Origin of the sequence: Fischerella sp. PCC 9605, from assembly GCF_000517105.1 — a bacterium.
Classification (GTDB): domain Bacteria; phylum Cyanobacteriota; class Cyanobacteriia; order Cyanobacteriales; family Nostocaceae; genus PCC9605.
The window spans coordinates 204,973-222,385 of sequence record NZ_ALVT01000034.1 but is presented as its reverse complement, the minus strand read 5'-3'; the positions used below and the strand labels follow the sequence as shown (position 1 = coordinate 222,385).

Annotated in this window: 16 protein-coding genes and 1 pseudogene; 7 read left to right on the top strand and 10 right to left on the bottom strand. The window is 41.0% G+C overall.

Annotated features, from left to right (window positions below; translation table 11 throughout):
• Positions 1-101: 101 nt before the first annotated feature.
• On the bottom strand, positions 102-248 hold the full coding sequence (locus FIS9605_RS43770; protein WP_197035980.1) for a hypothetical protein: 147 nt from the start codon (positions 246-248) through the stop codon (positions 102-104).
• 422 nt (positions 249-670) lie between these two features.
• Between FIS9605_RS43770 and FIS9605_RS0101445 the strand changes: the two genes are divergently transcribed.
• Complete coding sequence (locus tag FIS9605_RS0101445) at positions 671-3,883, top strand: glycoside hydrolase family 15 protein (protein ID WP_026730998.1); 3,213 nt, start codon at positions 671-673, stop codon at positions 3,881-3,883.
• A 173-nt stretch (positions 3,884-4,056) separates the two neighbouring features.
• Here FIS9605_RS0101445 and FIS9605_RS0101440 read toward each other — a convergent pair whose 3' ends face one another.
• From FIS9605_RS0101440 to FIS9605_RS35950, 4 genes are all read right to left on the bottom strand, one after another.
• Positions 4,057-4,935 carry a hypothetical protein gene (locus FIS9605_RS0101440; RefSeq protein WP_026730997.1) on the bottom strand — a complete coding sequence of 293 codons (879 nt, stop codon included), beginning with the start codon at positions 4,933-4,935 and terminating at the stop codon, positions 4,057-4,059.
• Positions 4,936-4,983: 48 nt separating this feature from the next.
• Positions 4,984-6,036, bottom strand: coding sequence for a hypothetical protein (locus FIS9605_RS0101435; protein ID WP_026730996.1), 1,053 nt, complete (start codon positions 6,034-6,036; stop codon positions 4,984-4,986).
• Between the two features lie 16 nt (positions 6,037-6,052).
• On the bottom strand, positions 6,053-8,272 hold the full coding sequence (locus FIS9605_RS0101430) for a hypothetical protein (protein ID WP_026730995.1): 2,220 nt from the start codon (positions 8,270-8,272) through the stop codon (positions 6,053-6,055).
• A gap of 107 nt (positions 8,273-8,379) precedes the next feature.
• The gene (locus tag FIS9605_RS35950) at positions 8,380-9,309 is read right to left on the bottom strand and encodes an esterase/lipase family protein (RefSeq protein ID WP_063748442.1); all 930 of its coding nucleotides are present in this window, start codon (positions 9,307-9,309) and stop codon (positions 8,380-8,382) included.
• Between the two features lie 336 nt (positions 9,310-9,645).
• On the opposite strand from FIS9605_RS35950, the gene FIS9605_RS42235 reads away from it, so the two are divergent.
• Positions 9,646-9,792 carry a hypothetical protein gene (locus FIS9605_RS42235; protein ID WP_155960329.1) on the top strand — a complete coding sequence of 49 codons (147 nt, stop codon included), beginning with the start codon at positions 9,646-9,648 and terminating at the stop codon, positions 9,790-9,792.
• Here FIS9605_RS42235 and FIS9605_RS0101420 read toward each other — a convergent pair.
• Positions 9,789-10,589 (bottom strand): nucleotidyltransferase family protein, encoded by an 801-nt coding sequence (locus FIS9605_RS0101420; RefSeq protein ID WP_026730994.1) that lies wholly within the window; start codon positions 10,587-10,589, stop codon positions 9,789-9,791. The genes FIS9605_RS42235 and FIS9605_RS0101420 overlap by 4 nt on opposite strands.
• A gap of 216 nt (positions 10,590-10,805) precedes the next feature.
• Positions 10,806-11,117: a YkvA family protein gene (locus FIS9605_RS0101415; protein ID WP_026730993.1), complete on the bottom strand. Its 312-nt coding sequence runs from the start codon at positions 11,115-11,117 to the stop codon at positions 10,806-10,808.
• A gap of 215 nt (positions 11,118-11,332) precedes the next feature.
• On the opposite strand from FIS9605_RS0101415, the gene FIS9605_RS0101410 reads away from it, so the two are divergent.
• Together FIS9605_RS0101410 and FIS9605_RS0101405 are read left to right on the top strand one after the other, a co-directional pair.
• The gene (locus FIS9605_RS0101410; RefSeq protein WP_026730992.1) at positions 11,333-12,103 is read left to right on the top strand and encodes a MotA/TolQ/ExbB proton channel family protein; all 771 of its coding nucleotides are present in this window, start codon (positions 11,333-11,335) and stop codon (positions 12,101-12,103) included.
• A 115-nt stretch (positions 12,104-12,218) separates the two neighbouring features.
• On the top strand, positions 12,219-12,833 hold the full coding sequence (locus tag FIS9605_RS0101405; protein ID WP_026730991.1) for an ExbD/TolR family protein: 615 nt from the start codon (positions 12,219-12,221) through the stop codon (positions 12,831-12,833).
• Positions 12,834-13,193: 360 nt separating this feature from the next.
• On the opposite strand, the gene psb29 is transcribed toward FIS9605_RS0101405, so the two are convergent.
• Together psb29 and FIS9605_RS0101395 are read right to left on the bottom strand one after the other, a co-directional pair.
• Positions 13,194-13,901: a photosystem II biogenesis protein Psp29 gene (gene psb29 / locus FIS9605_RS0101400; protein ID WP_026730990.1), complete on the bottom strand. Its 708-nt coding sequence runs from the start codon at positions 13,899-13,901 to the stop codon at positions 13,194-13,196.
• A gap of 241 nt (positions 13,902-14,142) precedes the next feature.
• Complete coding sequence (locus tag FIS9605_RS0101395; protein WP_231510196.1) at positions 14,143-14,586, bottom strand: hypothetical protein; 444 nt, start codon at positions 14,584-14,586, stop codon at positions 14,143-14,145.
• A gap of 63 nt (positions 14,587-14,649) precedes the next feature.
• Between FIS9605_RS0101395 and FIS9605_RS0101390 the strand changes: the two genes are divergently transcribed.
• The 3 genes and pseudogenes from FIS9605_RS0101390 to FIS9605_RS0101375 all read left to right on the top strand — a co-directional run bounded on the left by FIS9605_RS0101390 (position 14,650) and on the right by FIS9605_RS0101375 (position 16,683).
• Positions 14,650-14,841 carry a hypothetical protein gene (locus FIS9605_RS0101390; RefSeq protein ID WP_026730988.1) on the top strand — a complete coding sequence of 64 codons (192 nt, stop codon included), beginning with the start codon at positions 14,650-14,652 and terminating at the stop codon, positions 14,839-14,841.
• A gap of 165 nt (positions 14,842-15,006) precedes the next feature.
• A pseudogene (locus FIS9605_RS40500) lies at positions 15,007-15,665 on the top strand (IS1 family transposase).
• Positions 15,666-16,086: 421 nt separating this feature from the next.
• The gene (locus FIS9605_RS0101375) at positions 16,087-16,683 is read left to right on the top strand and encodes a chromophore lyase CpcT/CpeT (protein WP_026730986.1); all 597 of its coding nucleotides are present in this window, start codon (positions 16,087-16,089) and stop codon (positions 16,681-16,683) included.
• Positions 16,684-16,749: 66 nt separating this feature from the next.
• Here the strand turns inward: FIS9605_RS0101375 and FIS9605_RS0101370 are convergent, their stop codons facing one another.
• Positions 16,750-17,118, bottom strand: a complete 369-nt coding sequence (locus FIS9605_RS0101370; protein ID WP_026730985.1) for an STAS domain-containing protein — start codon at positions 17,116-17,118, stop codon at positions 16,750-16,752.
• Positions 17,119-17,413: the final 295 nt, after the last annotated feature.

Genomic DNA, 17,413 nt, shown 5'->3' with positions numbered 1-17,413 from the left:
TAGATTTTGTTGAATAAGCAAGCTGCGACTGCTTATTACCCAACTAACAAGAAATCATAAATGCAAATTCAGTCTCACAAATTCATAAATAAACCGGAGAATTATTGCTGTATCTCGCCATCGCACCGCTTGAGCTTTCCATCAGCGTATAATTCCATTGGTACTAGCTCGATTTTGCCGTTAACTTTAATTTGAGAGTATACAACTTTTACTAATGGCGAATTATTTTCGTTATAACGCACAGACATAATTACCCCCTTTTTATACTCTTTCTCCTAAATTCAAGTTTTTAATGAATCTAATAAATAGAATGTCTGACTTATTTTCAATACCTCTTGCTCTTAAATATAAAATTTATTATTATAAAATAATCAACAAAAAATTAAAGCAATAGTAAAAACATATACGAAATAATAAAAATTTGGATAAATTTGGAAGGCAAGTATATGCTAATAGAAATTATTAACCAATAAATAAATGAAATTCTTACTTCTTTTGCCTTACTGCCTCTTCCTTGTTTTCAAGATAGCTATTAACAAGAGATAATAAGCTCATCCCTTAACCGAAGCTATAGTGCGATCGCCTATTACATAATTTGTTCTGGCTTTGCTTACATAACTAACTTCACAGTCACAGGGTTATTTTCCGGAATCTACTCTCTAGTCAAATCATGAAAACAGCTTCCCAATTGCAAGCTCGCCTAGAGTATTACTATCAGCAAATCAAGACAATTATCTTGGCACGTCAAAATCCGATTACTGGTTTGCTACCTGCAAGTACAGCAATCACAGCCCACGGTGATTATACTGATGCTTGGGTACGTGATAACGTCTACAGTATTTTGGCAGTTTGGGGATTGGCACTGGCATACCGCAAGGTTGATGAAGACAAGGGACGCGCCTACGAATTAGAACACAGTGTCATCAAGCTTATGCGGGGTTTGCTATTCGCGATGATGCGACAGGCGCATAAAGTAGAGCAATTTAAACACACTCAATCACCGTTAGATGCTTTACATGCTAAGTACAACACCGCTACAGGAGACATCGTTGTCGGTGATGATGAATGGGGACATTTGCAACTGGATGCGACATCGATATTTGTGCTGATGCTGGCACAGATGACTTCTTCCGGATTGCAAATAATTTATACTCTTGATGAAGTAAACTTCGTGCAAAATTTGGTTTACTACATTGGTAGAGCTTATCGCACACCAGATTATGGAATTTGGGAACGGGGTAACAAAATTAATCATGGCAATGCCGAACTAAACGCCAGTTCCATAGGCATGGCAAAAGCTGCTTTAGAAGCAATTGATGGACTGGATTTATTTGGTATGCGTGGCAGTCATGCATCAGTAATTCACGTGTTGCCAGATGAAATTGCCCGCGCCAGAATTACTCTAGAATCCTTGCTACCAAGAGAATCTGCTTCCAAAGAAATTGATGCAGCGCTGTTGAGTATAATTAGTTTTCCAGCCTTTGCAGTCGAAGATGTGCAACTGCGCAATCGTACTCGCAACGACGCGATCGCGAAACTCGCAGGCAAATATGGTTGCAAGCGTTTTCTGCGCGATGGACACCAAACCGTTTTAGAAGACACCAAGCGCTTGCACTACGAACCGTGGGAACTCAAGCAATTTGAAAATATCGAATCCGAATGGCCCCTATTTTTCACATATTTAGTTCTCGATGGGCTATTTCAGGGCGACAAAGAACTAGCTAAATATTACCAAGAGTGTTTAGAGTCTTTAGTTGTAAAACGTGATGGCTTGGGTTTATTGCCAGAACTTTATTACGTTCCAGCCGAGTATATAGAAGCGGAGAAACTAGCACCCCACACCCAGCCACGCTTACCTAACGAAAATATCCCCCTAGTGTGGGCGCAGAGTTTGTATTACCTCGGGCAAATGCTAAGTGAAGGATTAATCGCTGTTGGGGATATCGATCCTTTGGGACGACACTTACGCATGGACAGACACCGGGAACGTTTAGTACAAATCGCCTTGCTAGCGGAAGATGAAGATTTACAGGCAAAACTGGAAGTTCATGGCATTGAAACACAAACACCCAAGCAAGTAGAACCAATTCAAATTCGCCAACCCGATGATTTTATTGCCATTTATGCCCAAATAGGACGCAGCGACAAACTCGGTTTAACCGGACGTCCGCCACGTCGTCCCCGGAGTTTGACAACATCCAGAATTTTTCGCATTGGTAACGAAACTGTAGTATTCTTGCCCTCATTTTTAGACTCCCAACAGTTCTACTTAACCCTCGATTACCATTTTCTGATCGCACAACTACGAGGTGAACTTGCTTACATTCAAAAGTACTGGAGCGATTTAGGGCGTCCTACCCTAACCTTAATGTTGACACACACTATGCTAGAAACAGGTTCTGAAGCATTGCTTAACCTGATGCAAGAACTCAAAGATGGTGTTTGCAACGGTGTGCAGGTAAAATTAGGACGACTCAATCAGCTACTCTTAACAGCTGCGATCGAACGACTTGATTTTCTGCCAGAGTTTGAATTTTCCTTGTCTTCAGTCAAAGATGCGAAACCTCGCTGTGCCTATCTAGCCTTCTATCCAGATAAGAACTGGCCTTTAAAGCATACCCAAGAATTCCAGGTGGAGTGCGAAACCAACTTAGGATTGCTGCTTGGTTATTTGCGTTCCTCAGAAAATATTTATGAGCAAATCGAGTTATTGCAGACGTTAACTCGTTTGCAAGGACTAGAGTTTGATACTGGTTTTGGCGGGCCAAATAATCCTGTTACCGTAGAGAATTTACTCGATGAAGTCTACACCAAGGCTGCGGAATTGGGAATTTGGGCGGTTGTGCGTCGTGCAGCAGGGTTGCAGCAGATGGCATATATTGCTTTGTCAGACGTAGTGACAAGTATTGTAGTTCGAGGTAAGCAAATCGCAGTCGGTAAAGCTTATAGTGAAGCGTCGTTAATAACTGTGCCACTGTCTCACAGTGAAATTGTTGAGAAAATCAATCATTTTTGTCGAGAAGACATTCGCGATCGCGTTTTGACTCAAGAAATCCTCATTTATCTGAGTACGTTAATTAAATCAGAATCCGAACTCTTTAAAGGACTACTCACCCTCAGAGTCGGTTATCTGATTTTGTTGATTACTAGCGAACTAGCACAAGAGTTAAAAGTTACTCAAGATGAGGCATACGAAACACTCATGCAACTTTCGCCCTTTGAGGTGAAAACACGCTTACGTCAGGTATTAAGTGAATACGTCGGTATGAGTAAGCTATTGCGCCAGCAAGAATCACTGCACGTCAAACAAAAAGAAAGTGATATTGATTGGGTAGTGCAACCAGCAGCGATCGAGGACATAGAAGTACAAGCAGGCGGATGGCGGCGGTTCCGCCAAGCCGAGGGAGCAACGGGACGTGTGCCAAAAGACTTTTTTCAGCAAGTTTGGCTGTTGATGCATCATTGCAAAGGCTTAGTAATTGGCGATAAACTAGAGCGCCGCAATCGCTTGGATAGTGAAGTGATGATATCGGAGATGACAGCAGGAGAAAAGAATTTTGCCTTGCAAATAGAGCATCTACTAAATAAAATTGAAGCCCCAGAGTACCGCCAAGTCAATATTGAAACATTGATGGAATTAGCAGCGATCGCTTCTAATAACCCAAGCTTGCAAATCGAAGAATATATAGTGTTGGATGTGTTAATCGGTCATGCCGTCAGACTAGCATGGTTAGATAGACATCCGGAAAGGGGCGATCGCTATGATGAGGATAAAGCTAGTGCATGGCCATCGTTTTACAATACTTCTCCTAGAGAATGCGCTAGTTATGTTGTGAAGGCATTTAGGTTCTTGACAGAATTTGGAGAAGTCAGCGCAGCTTAATTAGCATTCGCGTAGTGGCGTGACCATACTCATTTGGTGCATTAGGTTTTTAGTTTTTTTGGCGAAGACAACGCCTACTACAAACCTTTACTATTGCACCATTTTAATCGTGTCAGTCCACTACAGTTATTGTATTTATACTTTATAAATTCCCTCTAATGAACCTTGTTGAACTAAACAAACCTGAAATAATTAATCATCCATTTGCGGGTTTTGGCATCCCGTACCAGCCATAAGCGTACGGACTTTAGTTCGGATTGTGTTTGAGTATTTCTCATCAGGTATTGTAAACGAATTTTTACTATAGCAGAGTTACTAGTTTGTTTTTCCAGACTAATTTTCTTAATATTGACTTGCTCAATAATTTCTAATGAATTTACATAGGAAATAAAACCACTTGACCAACTTAATCGATTGCTTTGAAATTCATATGATAAACAATTCCATGCAGTTGGGTACTGACGTTCATTAATAGCTAAATAGTAAGCTTGGATAAATTTTGTGGGTGCAGGACTACTTAAAGCAGAGGATGAACGTTTAGAGTAAAGTCCCCATCCTTCAATCGAGTACCACCACATCACTCCACCATCAATAAATTTAGCAATACTACTTTCTCTAAAAATAGGGCGGAAATACCAAGTGAAAGCTAGTATAATAGTCGCTGTTACAAACCATCCTCTACGAAGCAACCATCGTTTTTTGATGGCATAATCAAATATCTTTTTTGATTGTTGTGTTACTTCAACAGAAGTACTCACCATACCACTTAGGAATTCGCCATAGATATAAATAAAGTTCGGCGGTTGACGACCTTGCTGTCGTATATATTGTGTTAGTAAATATTCCAGAAACAGTAGAACATATGCTAAAACTTTTGCACAGATAAGCAGTAGATGGGAGAATATGAAAATTAACGAAGGTAAAGCTCGCCAAACAAACCAGGGGAAAACGAGCATGAACAGGAGTAAAACAACTAGAAACCGCCACGGAATTGGTATGAGTAGAAGCAGTTCCCAGAATGCTCGAATTGTGCTTTGCAGGAACTCTATCACGATGATTTTTTGCCTTTTTCTCTCATGAGGCTACGTAAATTAATTATTTTAGTCGTCTTCGTCCCAGTTAATTTCAGGAATTGTAGGTTCGGAGGAGTCACTCTTGGTTTCGTCTGTTTCTAGTAGAGCTTTCTGACTTTCTGCATTTTTGGTGAGAGTGGCTTCCAAAGCAGGTGCTGGACGTTCTATAAGACCAATCAATCTCTGAACTATATGTTTACCTGCATCATCGAGTTGAGACCCTTCTATAGCATCTTCTTTTAACAATACTTCTAGCAGTTTAACTTCATTATTAACAGCGAGTTGACGCTGTTGATTGAGCATTTGAGCAACAGCCATTACATCATTAGGGTTTTTAGCAAGTTGCAATATCAGCAATTGCAAGCTACCAGTCTGGATAATTTCGCTGTAAAAGTCCATTCTGATTCGCAAGCGCTCGATCTCTAATTTATCGCTTTCTATCTTGAGCTTTTCTAGCTTGTTCTGTTCCTCGATAGCTGTTTTCTCCACTTCACTTTTTCCTTTAATACTTGTAATATCGACTTCAACTTCTTCCTGAATATTTGTCTTTCTGCGAATTCGATCTCGTACTTCTTGTTCTAAAGATAGTTTCAATACAAAGCGATTGAGTTGGAATCCTGCATCGTATACTTCTTGTTTCACCCTGTCGCCTATCTCACGCTCTGCAATACCAACTTCTTTAAACTCATAGTTACGGCTCATGCTTCGCATGACCTCAACAATTAGAGGTTCTAGTACTTCATAAACGTCAGTCACATTGCGTCGTACAATTATTTCCGGGTTATGTACTGAGCAATTGAACTTGACCTCAGCATGAAAATCGAAAGCGTCAGTTGTACAAGGTAAGTCACACCGAAAACTCAATGGGTGTTCAGTCATATCTACCTTGTAAAGCAGATTATATTTGCCCCAAACCATTTCTCCCTTGGTGGGTCCCCTTTGACCCTGTGCAATAGTTAATAAGGGTTGCCCATCACCGGAAAAAACTAGGGCTATCCCTGGTTCAGGGACTGGCCGGCGCTGAAATAATCCCCCGCGAAGTGGTTCTTTGCTGAAAATAGGACTGTATGTGTTTGCCATTGTTTTACCTCTTCTACTAGATATTTAGATACTTTTGAATTTTTGATAGTATTTTGCTGGCAGCATTGGCTTGTTCAACATCTGCCCATCTTTGAAGGTATTTAAGGATACGTTCTCTCTCTCGTTCGATTCCTTGATTAACAAGTAAATATATAATTCGCCAAAGGACTGGAAGTAGCCGACGATCAAAATCTACCAGCTTGAGCCAATTGTGGAGTTCATCTAACACGAGTTTGCGAGTCAGCTTTAGATTTAAGGAACTCCGCAATAGATCGGTCACAATTTTTTCATATGTCCGCTCTGTTTTGGGATGTTCTTGAACAAATTCATATTCTTCCCATAAGAGCCACAGTAATGTAGGCAAATGGCTGTTATTGAATTCTGGTGGAACTTTTGGCTCACGCATCAACAGCAAGAAGATTCCTAAACTCAACTGGTTTGTCATGTTTGTCTTTGTTTGTTCTGTCCACACTTGCAGTGTGTTAAGAACTTTAAGATATTGACCAGGCAAAAACTGTCCAGCTTCAAAGAGGATTACTACGCTTTCGGCTAGCGCTAAAAATAACAGTCTGTCTCCAGATTTGGCGATCGCAAACAGATCTCGCAGCGCGATATCAGGAAAGCGCAATCCAACATAGCCTCCATAAGCAGCTGTGGCTGTCCAACGTAAGTTTGGATTATTTACTGTACTCCAGTGATGCAGCAAACCTAGAACTTGTGGGGCAAGATCGCTTTCAAATACTGGTATGCTGATGGCTTGTGCAGCTAATCTCTGCAAACGGCGATCCTCGCAATTTGCCCAAGGTCGCAGCACTTTGTCCAGCACAAAACCAAAAGCATACTTACTTAGTTCACCAACTGCCGCCGCAGCTCTGATCCGTACCTCAAAACTAGGGTGCGACCCTAGCTCACACAACCATAAAAGCAGCGGTTCCCGTAAGCGATCGTACTCTTTCCAAACATAATGTAGAACAGCTGGCTGAAATCTGGGATTATCCAGTTCAATTAGCTCAACTCGACTGCGTCCAAACTCAGTATTTTCATATCCATCGGTTAGGTGAGCGCAAACATCTTTTAACCACTGGCTGCGTCTTCTGTTGAAAAGTGGCTCAGCATCGGCAACCTCTTTGCCGTCTAATGGGGGTTTGATCAGAAATTGTAAACGCTGACTAGCATCGACGACTGCTTGATAGCTACTTCCGCTGAGAACTGCCAGAGTAATCATGAAGACATATTTACTCAGATCTTGATTTTCTTCTTTCTCGAACCAGGATTCAACTTGCTCTCGAACACGAACACTAAAGCGTGCCAGTGCTTCCTCCGGCTCAAGCTCTTTCCTAACAACCTTGGCAAGGATTTCTGCTAACTGATCTACTTCACCGGGTAATAGGTAGTGGTTGAGCAGCTGACGTACTGACTCTGACTCAATCAAGGAGTGACTATTATCAAGCATGGATTGGTCTTTGAAATACCATGCGAGATGTTTTTCTAGCAGTTCCTCATTGTTTGGTAATTCACTCCAATTAAGGATATAGTCGCCCAAAGCTTCTGGCGATAGCCGCACACGACTGTCTACAGTGATGACAAGATAACTATCTTGTTGTCTGAGTTTGTGATTCAGGCCTTTGAGTAGATAACTACTTAGTTTATAAGCGCTATCACTTGCCAGTGTATCAATCACATACACTTGTTTCGCTTGACATTGAAATAAACTGAGGTCTTCTACTCCTGGGTCGATTTCAAAAATTTCTTCAGTCTTGAGGTGCGAAAGCAGATGGATTGCAGTAGTTTGCTTACCGAATTTAGAATCACCCCAGAGGATCAAAACGTGCTTCTCTTTTAAGATTCTTTTTGCTTGCTGGTAGCTAGTGGTCTCAACATAGACACTACGTACTTTTTCAATATCAGCACTTAATACTTGTCCAGCTATGTCTTTTACAGAACTGCGTTTAATCGATTTTGTCTGATTGCCCCCTACTATATCTCCTTCGATATCCACTTGGTTCGCAAAATAAGCACCACCACTACGGGCATCAATATATATGTTTGCCGCTCCTTGCCATTGCAAGGATTCATTAATGTTTCGAGCTGTATCTTCGCCTAATAATTTCTTGAAGAACTCTTCCTGTGGATTGGTGTGATTGAATGCCTCAGCACCCTCGCTTTTATTATCCTGCCCCGATTTTTCAGTATTCTGTTGCCCAGATGAGGGATTTTGTTCGGAATCATCACTCACTGACTTAACTTCCTCCCCGCTTATTGAAAAGAGTAAATCAGACACATAACCAACATTCGGTAGGTTAAGAGAGCTTGCCAGATATTGTTCACAAAAGACTGTAAGCTTTACTTGTCAAGTTTTTCCTGATTACCTCCGACTACATCCCCATCGATATGAACCGAGCCAGTTCCAAAGTAAACACCGCCACTACGCCGATCGATGGTTAATTTTTCAAGTTTTTTATCCTTCTGTTCAAATTGAATCGGCTGTAAAGGAGTCTTTAAATGGTCGCAAATAAATCTCTTCACTCGACGATAGACAGGACTATCTTTTGATTCCGGTCTACAGATTGAGATGTGGTCGTTATCCATTGGTATTGGAATTACACCACGAATGCCTGGGTCGGCACTGGTTTCATTCACAACGAGAATTTTTCCGTAGGTTTTCTGTTTTTCACTGTAAACCTCCATTGGAATTTGACTCAGGCGTTCGTGATTTCGATACAAAAGGTTTAGTTCCCGTAAACGAGAATGGTGTGCTTCAAGCTCATCAACACTGACTGTGGTTCTGAGAATACCACCGATATAGTTAATCCAATTTGCTAAGTCGGAACCCGAATGAGGAGTTGACAGAAAAACAATGCCTTTCGTCTGCTCTACAATTGCCTTCCATCTTGGATTTCCGAAATCGTATGCGTGGCGAAGCATCTGCTTAACCAACAATCCGCCCATGCTATGGGTAATGAAAATCAGCGGGCGATCGCCAATTTCGTATGTATCTAGAAGTGCCAAAGTATTGGTTGCGCGATCTACTAGGGGCATAGTGTTGCCCTTCCAGGCAAAGGCTTCTACTTCGTAACCCAGTGACCAAATACCGACGTCTGGTAGTTCCTCTCCCAGCCAAGCTGGCCAGAAATTATTATCATCGTTCTTGCCTGTGGGATGCCAAGTCTCTCGGGGATGACCCATCAGTCCATGAACAAAAATTACATCTCCTGTTCTTTGGAAGTTGTCGCAACCTCTTGAGATTTGGAATAAGTCATTCAAGTTTGCCACGCATTAGTTCTCCATTTAAAGGTTGTTGATTGTAGACTCACTCCAAGGCATTCATTCGTTAATAATGATTTTGACTGTGTACTTAACAAAACAATCAGCCATAGCCTAATGTTTATTACCTTTTGAATATTAGTAATTTTTTTTACAAACAAAAGCTATTTTTACAGGTAGTTTTTTATATCTTTCTATTTAAGTAGATATAATATTATCTAGCTTTTTAGTAATAAAAAAGTGGTAATAAAATTTAGGTTTTATTAAAATTTCTGTAAATTTTCGGCAATCTCCTCCTAGTTTTAACTAGAGTGCTATAGATACGCAGCAGTTTGTTGCCAGACATTGTCACAGACACAGGAAAAAGATAAGCGATCGCACTTACTTGTCTGTTGTGGAGTAGGTATTGTACCGACGCGATCGCCAACTTACCCTCAATCTACTAAAACTAGTCAATTAGAAACAGTCCTAGCGTTTTTTGTAGATCCTTAATCTTCCTCTGATGCTAAAGCAGCAAAATACCGCACTGCCCGCACTAAATCATTAGGCGTACCAATATCTAGGTAACTTCCATCAGCAAACACTTCCGCTGCTACGTGAAAACCCAGTTTAATAGCAGCTTGAATTACATTCCCTATCGGTACTTCTGGCAGCTGTGACAAATTAGAATCTGCTTTAAGAGGTATGAGATACTCGTGCAGAAACTGGGTAAAGGCAGGTGTCCAAACGGCAATACCCCACATATAGCGCAAATCCGACTGAAGCGGCTTTTCAATTATCAGTTTGACTCTACCTGTTTCGTCAAAATCAACCATACCCGCTTTTTGAGGTTGATTGGTAGGAAATAATCCCAAAACCACATCTGCCTTACTTGTTTCAAGGCGTGCTATTAACCGCACATAGGCATCCTCTGGCTGAAATAAAATATCAGGAAAACCCAAGGCTACCACAGCATCTCGGACGAAGGGATAAGCCTGATCCAAGGTGAAAGGTACACCATAAGGCAAACCCATCATCAGATAACCCAAACTCATGGAAAGTATTGCGCCATCGCCAAAATACGCCGGGATATCCCATTTACCAGGACGCAGTATAAAGTATGCCTTATCAATGCCAGCCAGTCGCATTTTTTCTAGTAGATATTGACAAACTACCTTCGGTCGCCAGTTACATTTTTCACCAAAATCTTGAAATCCGACTGGATATAATTCTTTGCTCAGTGGTAAGGGAGAAATGCGTTTTGCCTGTCCACCAGCTGGTAGCAGTCCAATAATTTGGCGATCGCTCATAAGTAATTAAACGGGAATAGGGTTGGGAGAGTGAGAGAGTGGGAAAGTGGGCATTGGGCATTGGAAATAACCACCAACCAACCACCAACAACCAACGACCAACCAACCACTAACCACTAACTCTTGACTATATTCCAAAAAAATATCCCCCTTCCCAAGTAACGCAGCAATCGCAGCAACAGGAGGGGGTTGTTAAATTGTATGTTGTATTTGTAACTACTTGACAGAAACCGCATCAACATCGACAGTAGCTTTGGAGGTAGAATCCTCGGCTGAATTGGCTGTTTTAGCGTCAATATTACCCCGACGCGCTTTAAAGCCTTCAATCACTAGCCCAGATACCTCAGTTACCAACAACGTCAAAAGAAAAACATCATCAATTTGTCCCACGATGGGTAGAAAGTCTGGAGCGATATCAAATGGGCTGACAAAATATAGCAATGTTCCTAAAATTACCCACCAGCGGTACTTAGGATTGCGAATTACGCTGCGATACCAATTATAAAGTGATTGAACTGAAATTTTCATGACCTTCACCTCTAGTTATTTTTAATGTTGACAAATACTTCCTCGAACTTCTTGTGGGAATAACCGCCCTAGGATGTCTGGAAGATGCTACCAGTTGCCTATTACTACATTATTTTCTATAGAAGTTAAACGATTATAGAAGTTTGTGTATTCATCTCTGGTATTAAAATGCTTTGGAATAGTTGCTCGGTGAATAGACGGAGAAAACCTAAACTGTGGATATTTTAGATATATTTCGCAAGGTTGGGCCAGTAGTATGGCCGTTGCTTTTCTTCTCAGTGTTGTCGTTAAGTGTGGTTTTAGAGCGCCTGTGGTTTTGGTTGCGAATTTTGACCCAGGAAAAGGAAACTGTCGATCGCATTTTAGAAGCGGCTCGTCAAGATTGGGGAATCGCTGCGGACATGGCTAGACAGGCAACAGATCAACCGATAGGCAGATTTCTTTTTGCCCCCTTAAGCCTGCCGAAAAACAATGCGGAATTATTTCGACTGGCACTGGAGTCAACTGCGGAAACCGAATTGGCTCAGATGCGGCGGGGCGAAAAAGTTTTAGAACTTGTAATTGCTGTGGCTCCTCTGTTGGGATTGTTTGGTACAGTTTGGGGTTTAATTAGGTCTTTGGAATCAATTCGGATTGGAGATTTGGGAACAGAAGCCACAGCGGGAGTAACTACTGGTATTGGCGAATCTCTGTACAGTACAGCGGTGGGGCTAGCAGTTGCCATTTTCAGCTTGATATTTTACCGATTGTTTCAAGGTCTGTTAGTCAATCAAGTCAAAGTATTTCGCAAGGCAGGGAATGATTTAGAAATGCTTTACTTGCAGTCTCCAGCTGATTTAAGCAATAGTAAGCCAAACAAGGCGCTACCTCAGGGCGTTGCCCACGATTCTACGGGAGAAAATTTTATTCCTCGACGCAAGCGAACTCAAAACAGGTTTTCCGATCCTCCAGAAATTTCCGAAGATACATCTGATTCAGACAAATAAATCAGTGCAGATAATTCTAGGAAAAATGCACAAAAAAATTGGTTCGTAGTGAGCTTTAAATTACCCACTACGAATTGTCAAATATTCCATTGCAATCTAGCATAAGAGCGAGACGATGAAAATTAACTTGCATACTCCCATTGAAGAAGCTCAAGTTCAAATTATTCCCTTAATTGATGTCATTTTTTGTATCTTGACGTTTTTCATTTTGGCATCTTTGCAATTTACTCGGCAGCAAGTAATTAACGTTGATTTGCCCAAAGCTAGTTCATCTACAGCAGGTAATGTTAATTTACCCCAAGGACGACAAATATTACCCGTGACTATTGATGCTGTTGGTCAAACCTATGTAGAAAAACAACCAATCAAACGCGAACAACTGGCAGATATTTTAAGACAGTATCTGCAAGAAAATCCTAACGGCACTTTAGTATTGAATGCCTCACGTTCAGCAACTTATAACGATGTCATAGAATTATTAGATTTGCTGCGGCAAGTAGGTGGCGATCGCGTTTCTTTAGGAATTATACCCGGTTCTTCAGAAAAATCGCCGAATTCTCTCCCAGGTGCTCCTGTTCCTTCTTTGCCGATCAATCCTGGTACACCACCAGCAGCTCCGTTCAATCCTCAAGGTAACTCTGACCTTAATCAACCCAATTCAATTCCCTTTCCTATTAATCCTGGCACTTCTTTGCAACAGCCCACAGCTCCAAATCAACAAGGAAATTAAAACTAACGTGTTTGGTAGAGATGCCCCTAGGAGTGTCTCTACATCAGTAAAGCTTAAATCAAATTAAGTTCTGGCTATAGAAAAAACTCCACTATCTTTGGTGCGCTGGCACTCTTAATAGTGATAAAGCGAACTTCAGCTATTGTTTCCTCTAACCTAAGTAAGCCGGCGGAAATAAATCAAACCATTTTAAGTAACGTAAAATTATTGAAATAAGTTCGTAGTAAGGGCTTTAGCCCTTTTTTGAGGACTAAAGTCCACCCTACGGGAAGCCGCTCTACGAGCGTCTACACTACAAACCTTTAATTAATTACGCCGTCCTACTTAGAAGCGAGAAGCACCCGCAAAGGGCGCTCATCACTATTCGTTATTCTTTGGGGGAGTAACGGTAGTATTTGATTTTTGATTGCGTTGTTCGCGTTTTTTGCGATCGGCTGAAAGCAAATCTGCCATTACCACTAGTGCTTGCGACATCTTATCTACGTTAGAAAGGTAAAGTTCCAAATCTTTGTTGAGTTTGTCATCTGATAAGTGCAAGCCAGCAGCAATGCTTTTCAGTGCTTCAGTACGTTTTTTTTCGTCTTTGACCAATTCTTGGTCTGACTGTTCTAGTAAAGAGAATAAACCAATCGCAAACAAGCGGCTGTATTTAAAGTTGGGGTTGTTGGCGATCGCTTGTAGATGTGCTTGTAAGTCAGCATCACGATTTAATTGAGTTTGTTGGCTTAAAGCGGCAATTAAATCTTGAGTTGACAGACTTTTGGCAATATCTTGCAAGCGTTGAGCATCCTGTCTGTAGGTTTGCGGATCTGCCTCTGTTGCCCGTAGCAGAGCATTAAATATCGACTCTTTATCCTGTTCTGGCTGGTAGCCTTGCATAAAGCGGTCAAAGGAAGTGACGACGCCCAAGGCATAAATAGGATTGTAGCTGAAATCGACATTTACTGACAGTAGGTGCATTTCTACTATTAATTCCTCTACTACCCGCCGATAAATAGTGTTGATCGGACGGGTGTGGAGAGTGTGGAAAGCTCGCTTTGTATCGGATACAGTACGGGTTAACGACATAATATCAAGGGTTTTAACTATCTTGAAGCTAATTTCTATTATTTTTCTAGGTAAGTGCTTAATCTTAGGTTAATTTTACGCTTGTTTCGCGTGCTTTTAGTATCTATGAAATTTATAAATTGATTTTCTAAAAAATTTTGCAAACTGCAAGCTGCCTGACAAGATCAAAAAAGTATAAATAATCATTATATCTAAAAAAACCCTCCAATGATGAAGGGTTAAATAACGCGATCGCGCAAGCTTAGCTAACTAGAATCTTTACCGCTTCATGCAACAGCATTTTTACTCTATACAGTTTATAAAGCTTGTCCTGATAAAACCTCATCTGCTCATCCTCAAAGTATTCTTCCTCTTTGGTTAGTCGCAACAATCCCATTTGGCTTTCTGTAGGTTTCCCAATCATATCAAGTGCTACTGTGATATGTCTGTAGATTTCAATTCCAGGTGAGTGCAAGCCGATACCATCTTTCATCTGGTCAATAGCACGATAAGGAAAGCTAGTTAGCACCGCGATCCAAGCTTCAGGTTTACCATAGCTTCCAAATGGTTGCACTCCATAGTGAGATGCCATAGCGCGTAAATCTTCAAGTGATAGCGCTTCTAGTTCTTTGCGTGTCATCATATAGTTGTTCATCGGTAGTGGATGGACTTGGTGGCTGTGACGACTTGCCGGAAGTACAGCCACCAATTAACTATTATTTCACGTGCCTACATGTAAAACGCTATCTATATTTACATTTACATATAAATGCCTAATCCCAAAGGGAACCCAGATAATCTCAAACCGTTTACTACTGACAGAGAAGAACCCTTAACCGAACGGCTCAATATTCGTATCAGTAAGTCAATGAAAGATGCATTAAGCCAGCAAGAAAATTATCCGGAATTCGTGAGACAAGCTATTCAGAAAGCACTGGATGAGGCTACACAAGATAAGTAGAGCTATATCTCTATTGTTAAAATTTATTCGATAAGTTATCCAATCATTTTCCACATAAGAGTATAAATACTAAGAAACCATTTATAAAGTAAATTAGGCGTTGCATAATAGAGGGATGAATTGAGGTGATCTACTGTGGAATGTCCATAGTGTGGGTCTAGGGAAATTCGTAAGAACGGAAAGCGTAGAGGTAAGCTGCGGGCAAATTTGTATCAAATGCGACCGCCAGTTTATCGACCTGTACGATCCGCCGAAAGGATATTCAGAAGAGATCAAAAAAGAATGCGTAAAAATGTACCTCAACGGTATGGGTTTTCGCGCGATTGAACGAGTCAAAGGTGTGCATCATACTAGCATCATTTATTGGATTAAACAATTGGGAGAAAAACTGCCGGATGTACCAAAAGAAGATATAGTTCCAAAGGTTGGAGAACTAGACGAATTAGAGACATTCATCGGTTCAAAAAAAACAAAATTTGGTTGTGGACAGCACTAAATCATTTTAGTCAAGGTATTTTAGCGTGGGTTTTAGGAGACCACAGTGCTGAAACGTTTGAGCCATTGTGGGAAATTGTTAAACAGTGGAAAAGTTATTTTTATCTTACCGATGGCTGGAAAGTTTACCCAAGTTTTATCCCTGATGGAGACCAAATTATTCAGTCAAACATATATGACGCGAGTGGAAAATGAAAACACCCGATTGCGTCATTATCTTGCACGCCTTCACCGAAAAACTTTATGCTCTTCTAAGACCGAAGAAATGCGCTCGATACTCACTTAAATTATTACTTCACTACTTGAAGTATCAAATTGTACTTACATAAATGATATCATCCCTTCATTCAGCAACGGGGTAAATTTTAAGTAGGGTGTGTTACGGCTTTGCTATCACGCACCACTATCTAACATGGTGCGTTAGGCACTTTGATCATATTTTTCGTGACAAATCATACCGAAATATGCGCCTAACACAACGCCACTTGCTACAAGTCGGCAGAGCTGCCCAACGCAGTGGCTCCCCTACAAAAATTTTATTTTTACTTTATAAATGACCTCTAAGAATTAAATTTCAATATTAAAAATAAACAACCTCCTCTTAGCAGGAGGTTTTATTTATATTTTTGTATTAAGTTACACTTTAGTTACCAAAAGTCATAACACATGGCAAGACCATATAGCTTTTAATCCCTCTTCCCTTGGAAAGCACGCACAAATTATAATAATTTGTGAATACGCTTTAGATTTATGACCTTCTCGCCACAGTTACTCTGCCTCGCTAATTACTTAGCTGGTGAATTTGATAATCGAGAACAAGCTCTAGCAGAACCTGCTTGGTATGTCCACTTGCGTCTGTGGCAAATACCTGTTCCTCTGTTTCCAGAAGACAGCCTGACATTATTTGCAGAACAAGCCAATATTGTGAAATTGGATCAACCCTACCGCCAACGGATTATGCGGCTCAGGTCAGGGGGTGAACTTGATGCACCTCTAAATGTACAATACTATATGCCCAAAGATCCAACAGCGTTGCGTGGCGCTGGTCTAAACCCCTCGTTACTTCACACCCTCAAGCCTGAACAATTAGATTTACTACCTGGTTGCATTCTCAACGTCACTCAGCAAACACTAGCTGCCAACAGCTATCAGTTTACTGCTACCCCACCTCCAGAAACTCGTTGCTGTTTTAGTTACACTGGCAATACTGTACAAGTTTCCTTGGGGTTTGAAGTGACTCAGAAAGAATTGCATAGTTATGACAAAGGAATTGATCCTAATACCGGAGGGGCTACTTGGGGAGCGATTTTAGGGCCTTATCGCTACACCAAGCGAAAACAGTACTAAATTATGAATTATGAATTATGAAGTGTCTCTATTTTGGACTCTTCACTATTCATATTTGACTTTGAACTAGCTGGCAATACTACGAGGTACACCTTCTAAAGCTTCCTCCTCCGTTTCAAAGATTTCAAATACCGTGTCCATCATCGTTACTTCAAACACCAGTTTGGCTTCTGGGTGGACATTACAGATACGAAAACTGCCTTTAACTTTATCAGCATCGCGCATTCCTGCCACCAGAGAAGTCAGCCCAGAACTGTCAATAAAATTCACTTGACCTAAATTCACAACCACATGACGGCTGAGTTTGGAAATACACTCCTGCAATTTCAAGCGAAATTGCCATGCTGTGGTAATATCCAGGCGGCCTGTGGGTGTCAAGACGATAACGGTATTACCGTCCTGAGTTGTATAAGTTTTTTGGTCTATGTCGATCACTGAGCCTCCCCTTGGCATTCTCAATATTGACTAGTTGTTAGTTGTTGGTTGCTGGTTGTTAGTTGATAGTTGATTGTTGTTAGTTGTTCCATAGACGCGCTTTACTCGGCTTCCCGCAGGGTACAACAAACAACAAACAACAAACAACAAACACTAACCACTAACATCCCCATAACCACTTATCCCTCTTAATTGAAAGGAGATGGACGGAATGGTATTGGTTAATTATGTTACTCACTTGCAACGGGTGGATTGATTCTGTAGCTTGAAATTAGCAAGCTACAGCAACAACTGT

Coding starts and splice junctions, on each gene's coding strand:
- FIS9605_RS43770 (WP_197035980.1), bottom strand. CDS start 248: ATGTCTGTGCGTTATAACGAAAATAATTCGCCATTAGTAAAAGTTGTA.
- FIS9605_RS0101445 (WP_026730998.1), top strand. CDS start 671: ATGAAAACAGCTTCCCAATTGCAAGCTCGCCTAGAGTATTACTATCAG.
- FIS9605_RS0101435 (WP_026730996.1), bottom strand. CDS start 6,036: ATGGCAAACACATACAGTCCTATTTTCAGCAAAGAACCACTTCGCGGG.
- FIS9605_RS0101420 (WP_026730994.1), bottom strand. CDS start 10,589: ATGAGCGATCGCCAAATTATTGGACTGCTACCAGCTGGTGGACAGGCA.
- FIS9605_RS0101415 (WP_026730993.1), bottom strand. CDS start 11,117: ATGAAAATTTCAGTTCAATCACTTTATAATTGGTATCGCAGCGTAATT.
- FIS9605_RS0101405 (WP_026730991.1), top strand. CDS start 12,219: ATGAAAATTAACTTGCATACTCCCATTGAAGAAGCTCAAGTTCAAATT.
- psb29 (WP_026730990.1), bottom strand. CDS start 13,901: ATGTCGTTAACCCGTACTGTATCCGATACAAAGCGAGCTTTCCACACT.
- FIS9605_RS0101390 (WP_026730988.1), top strand. CDS start 14,650: ATGCCTAATCCCAAAGGGAACCCAGATAATCTCAAACCGTTTACTACT.
- FIS9605_RS0101375 (WP_026730986.1), top strand. CDS start 16,087: ATGACCTTCTCGCCACAGTTACTCTGCCTCGCTAATTACTTAGCTGGT.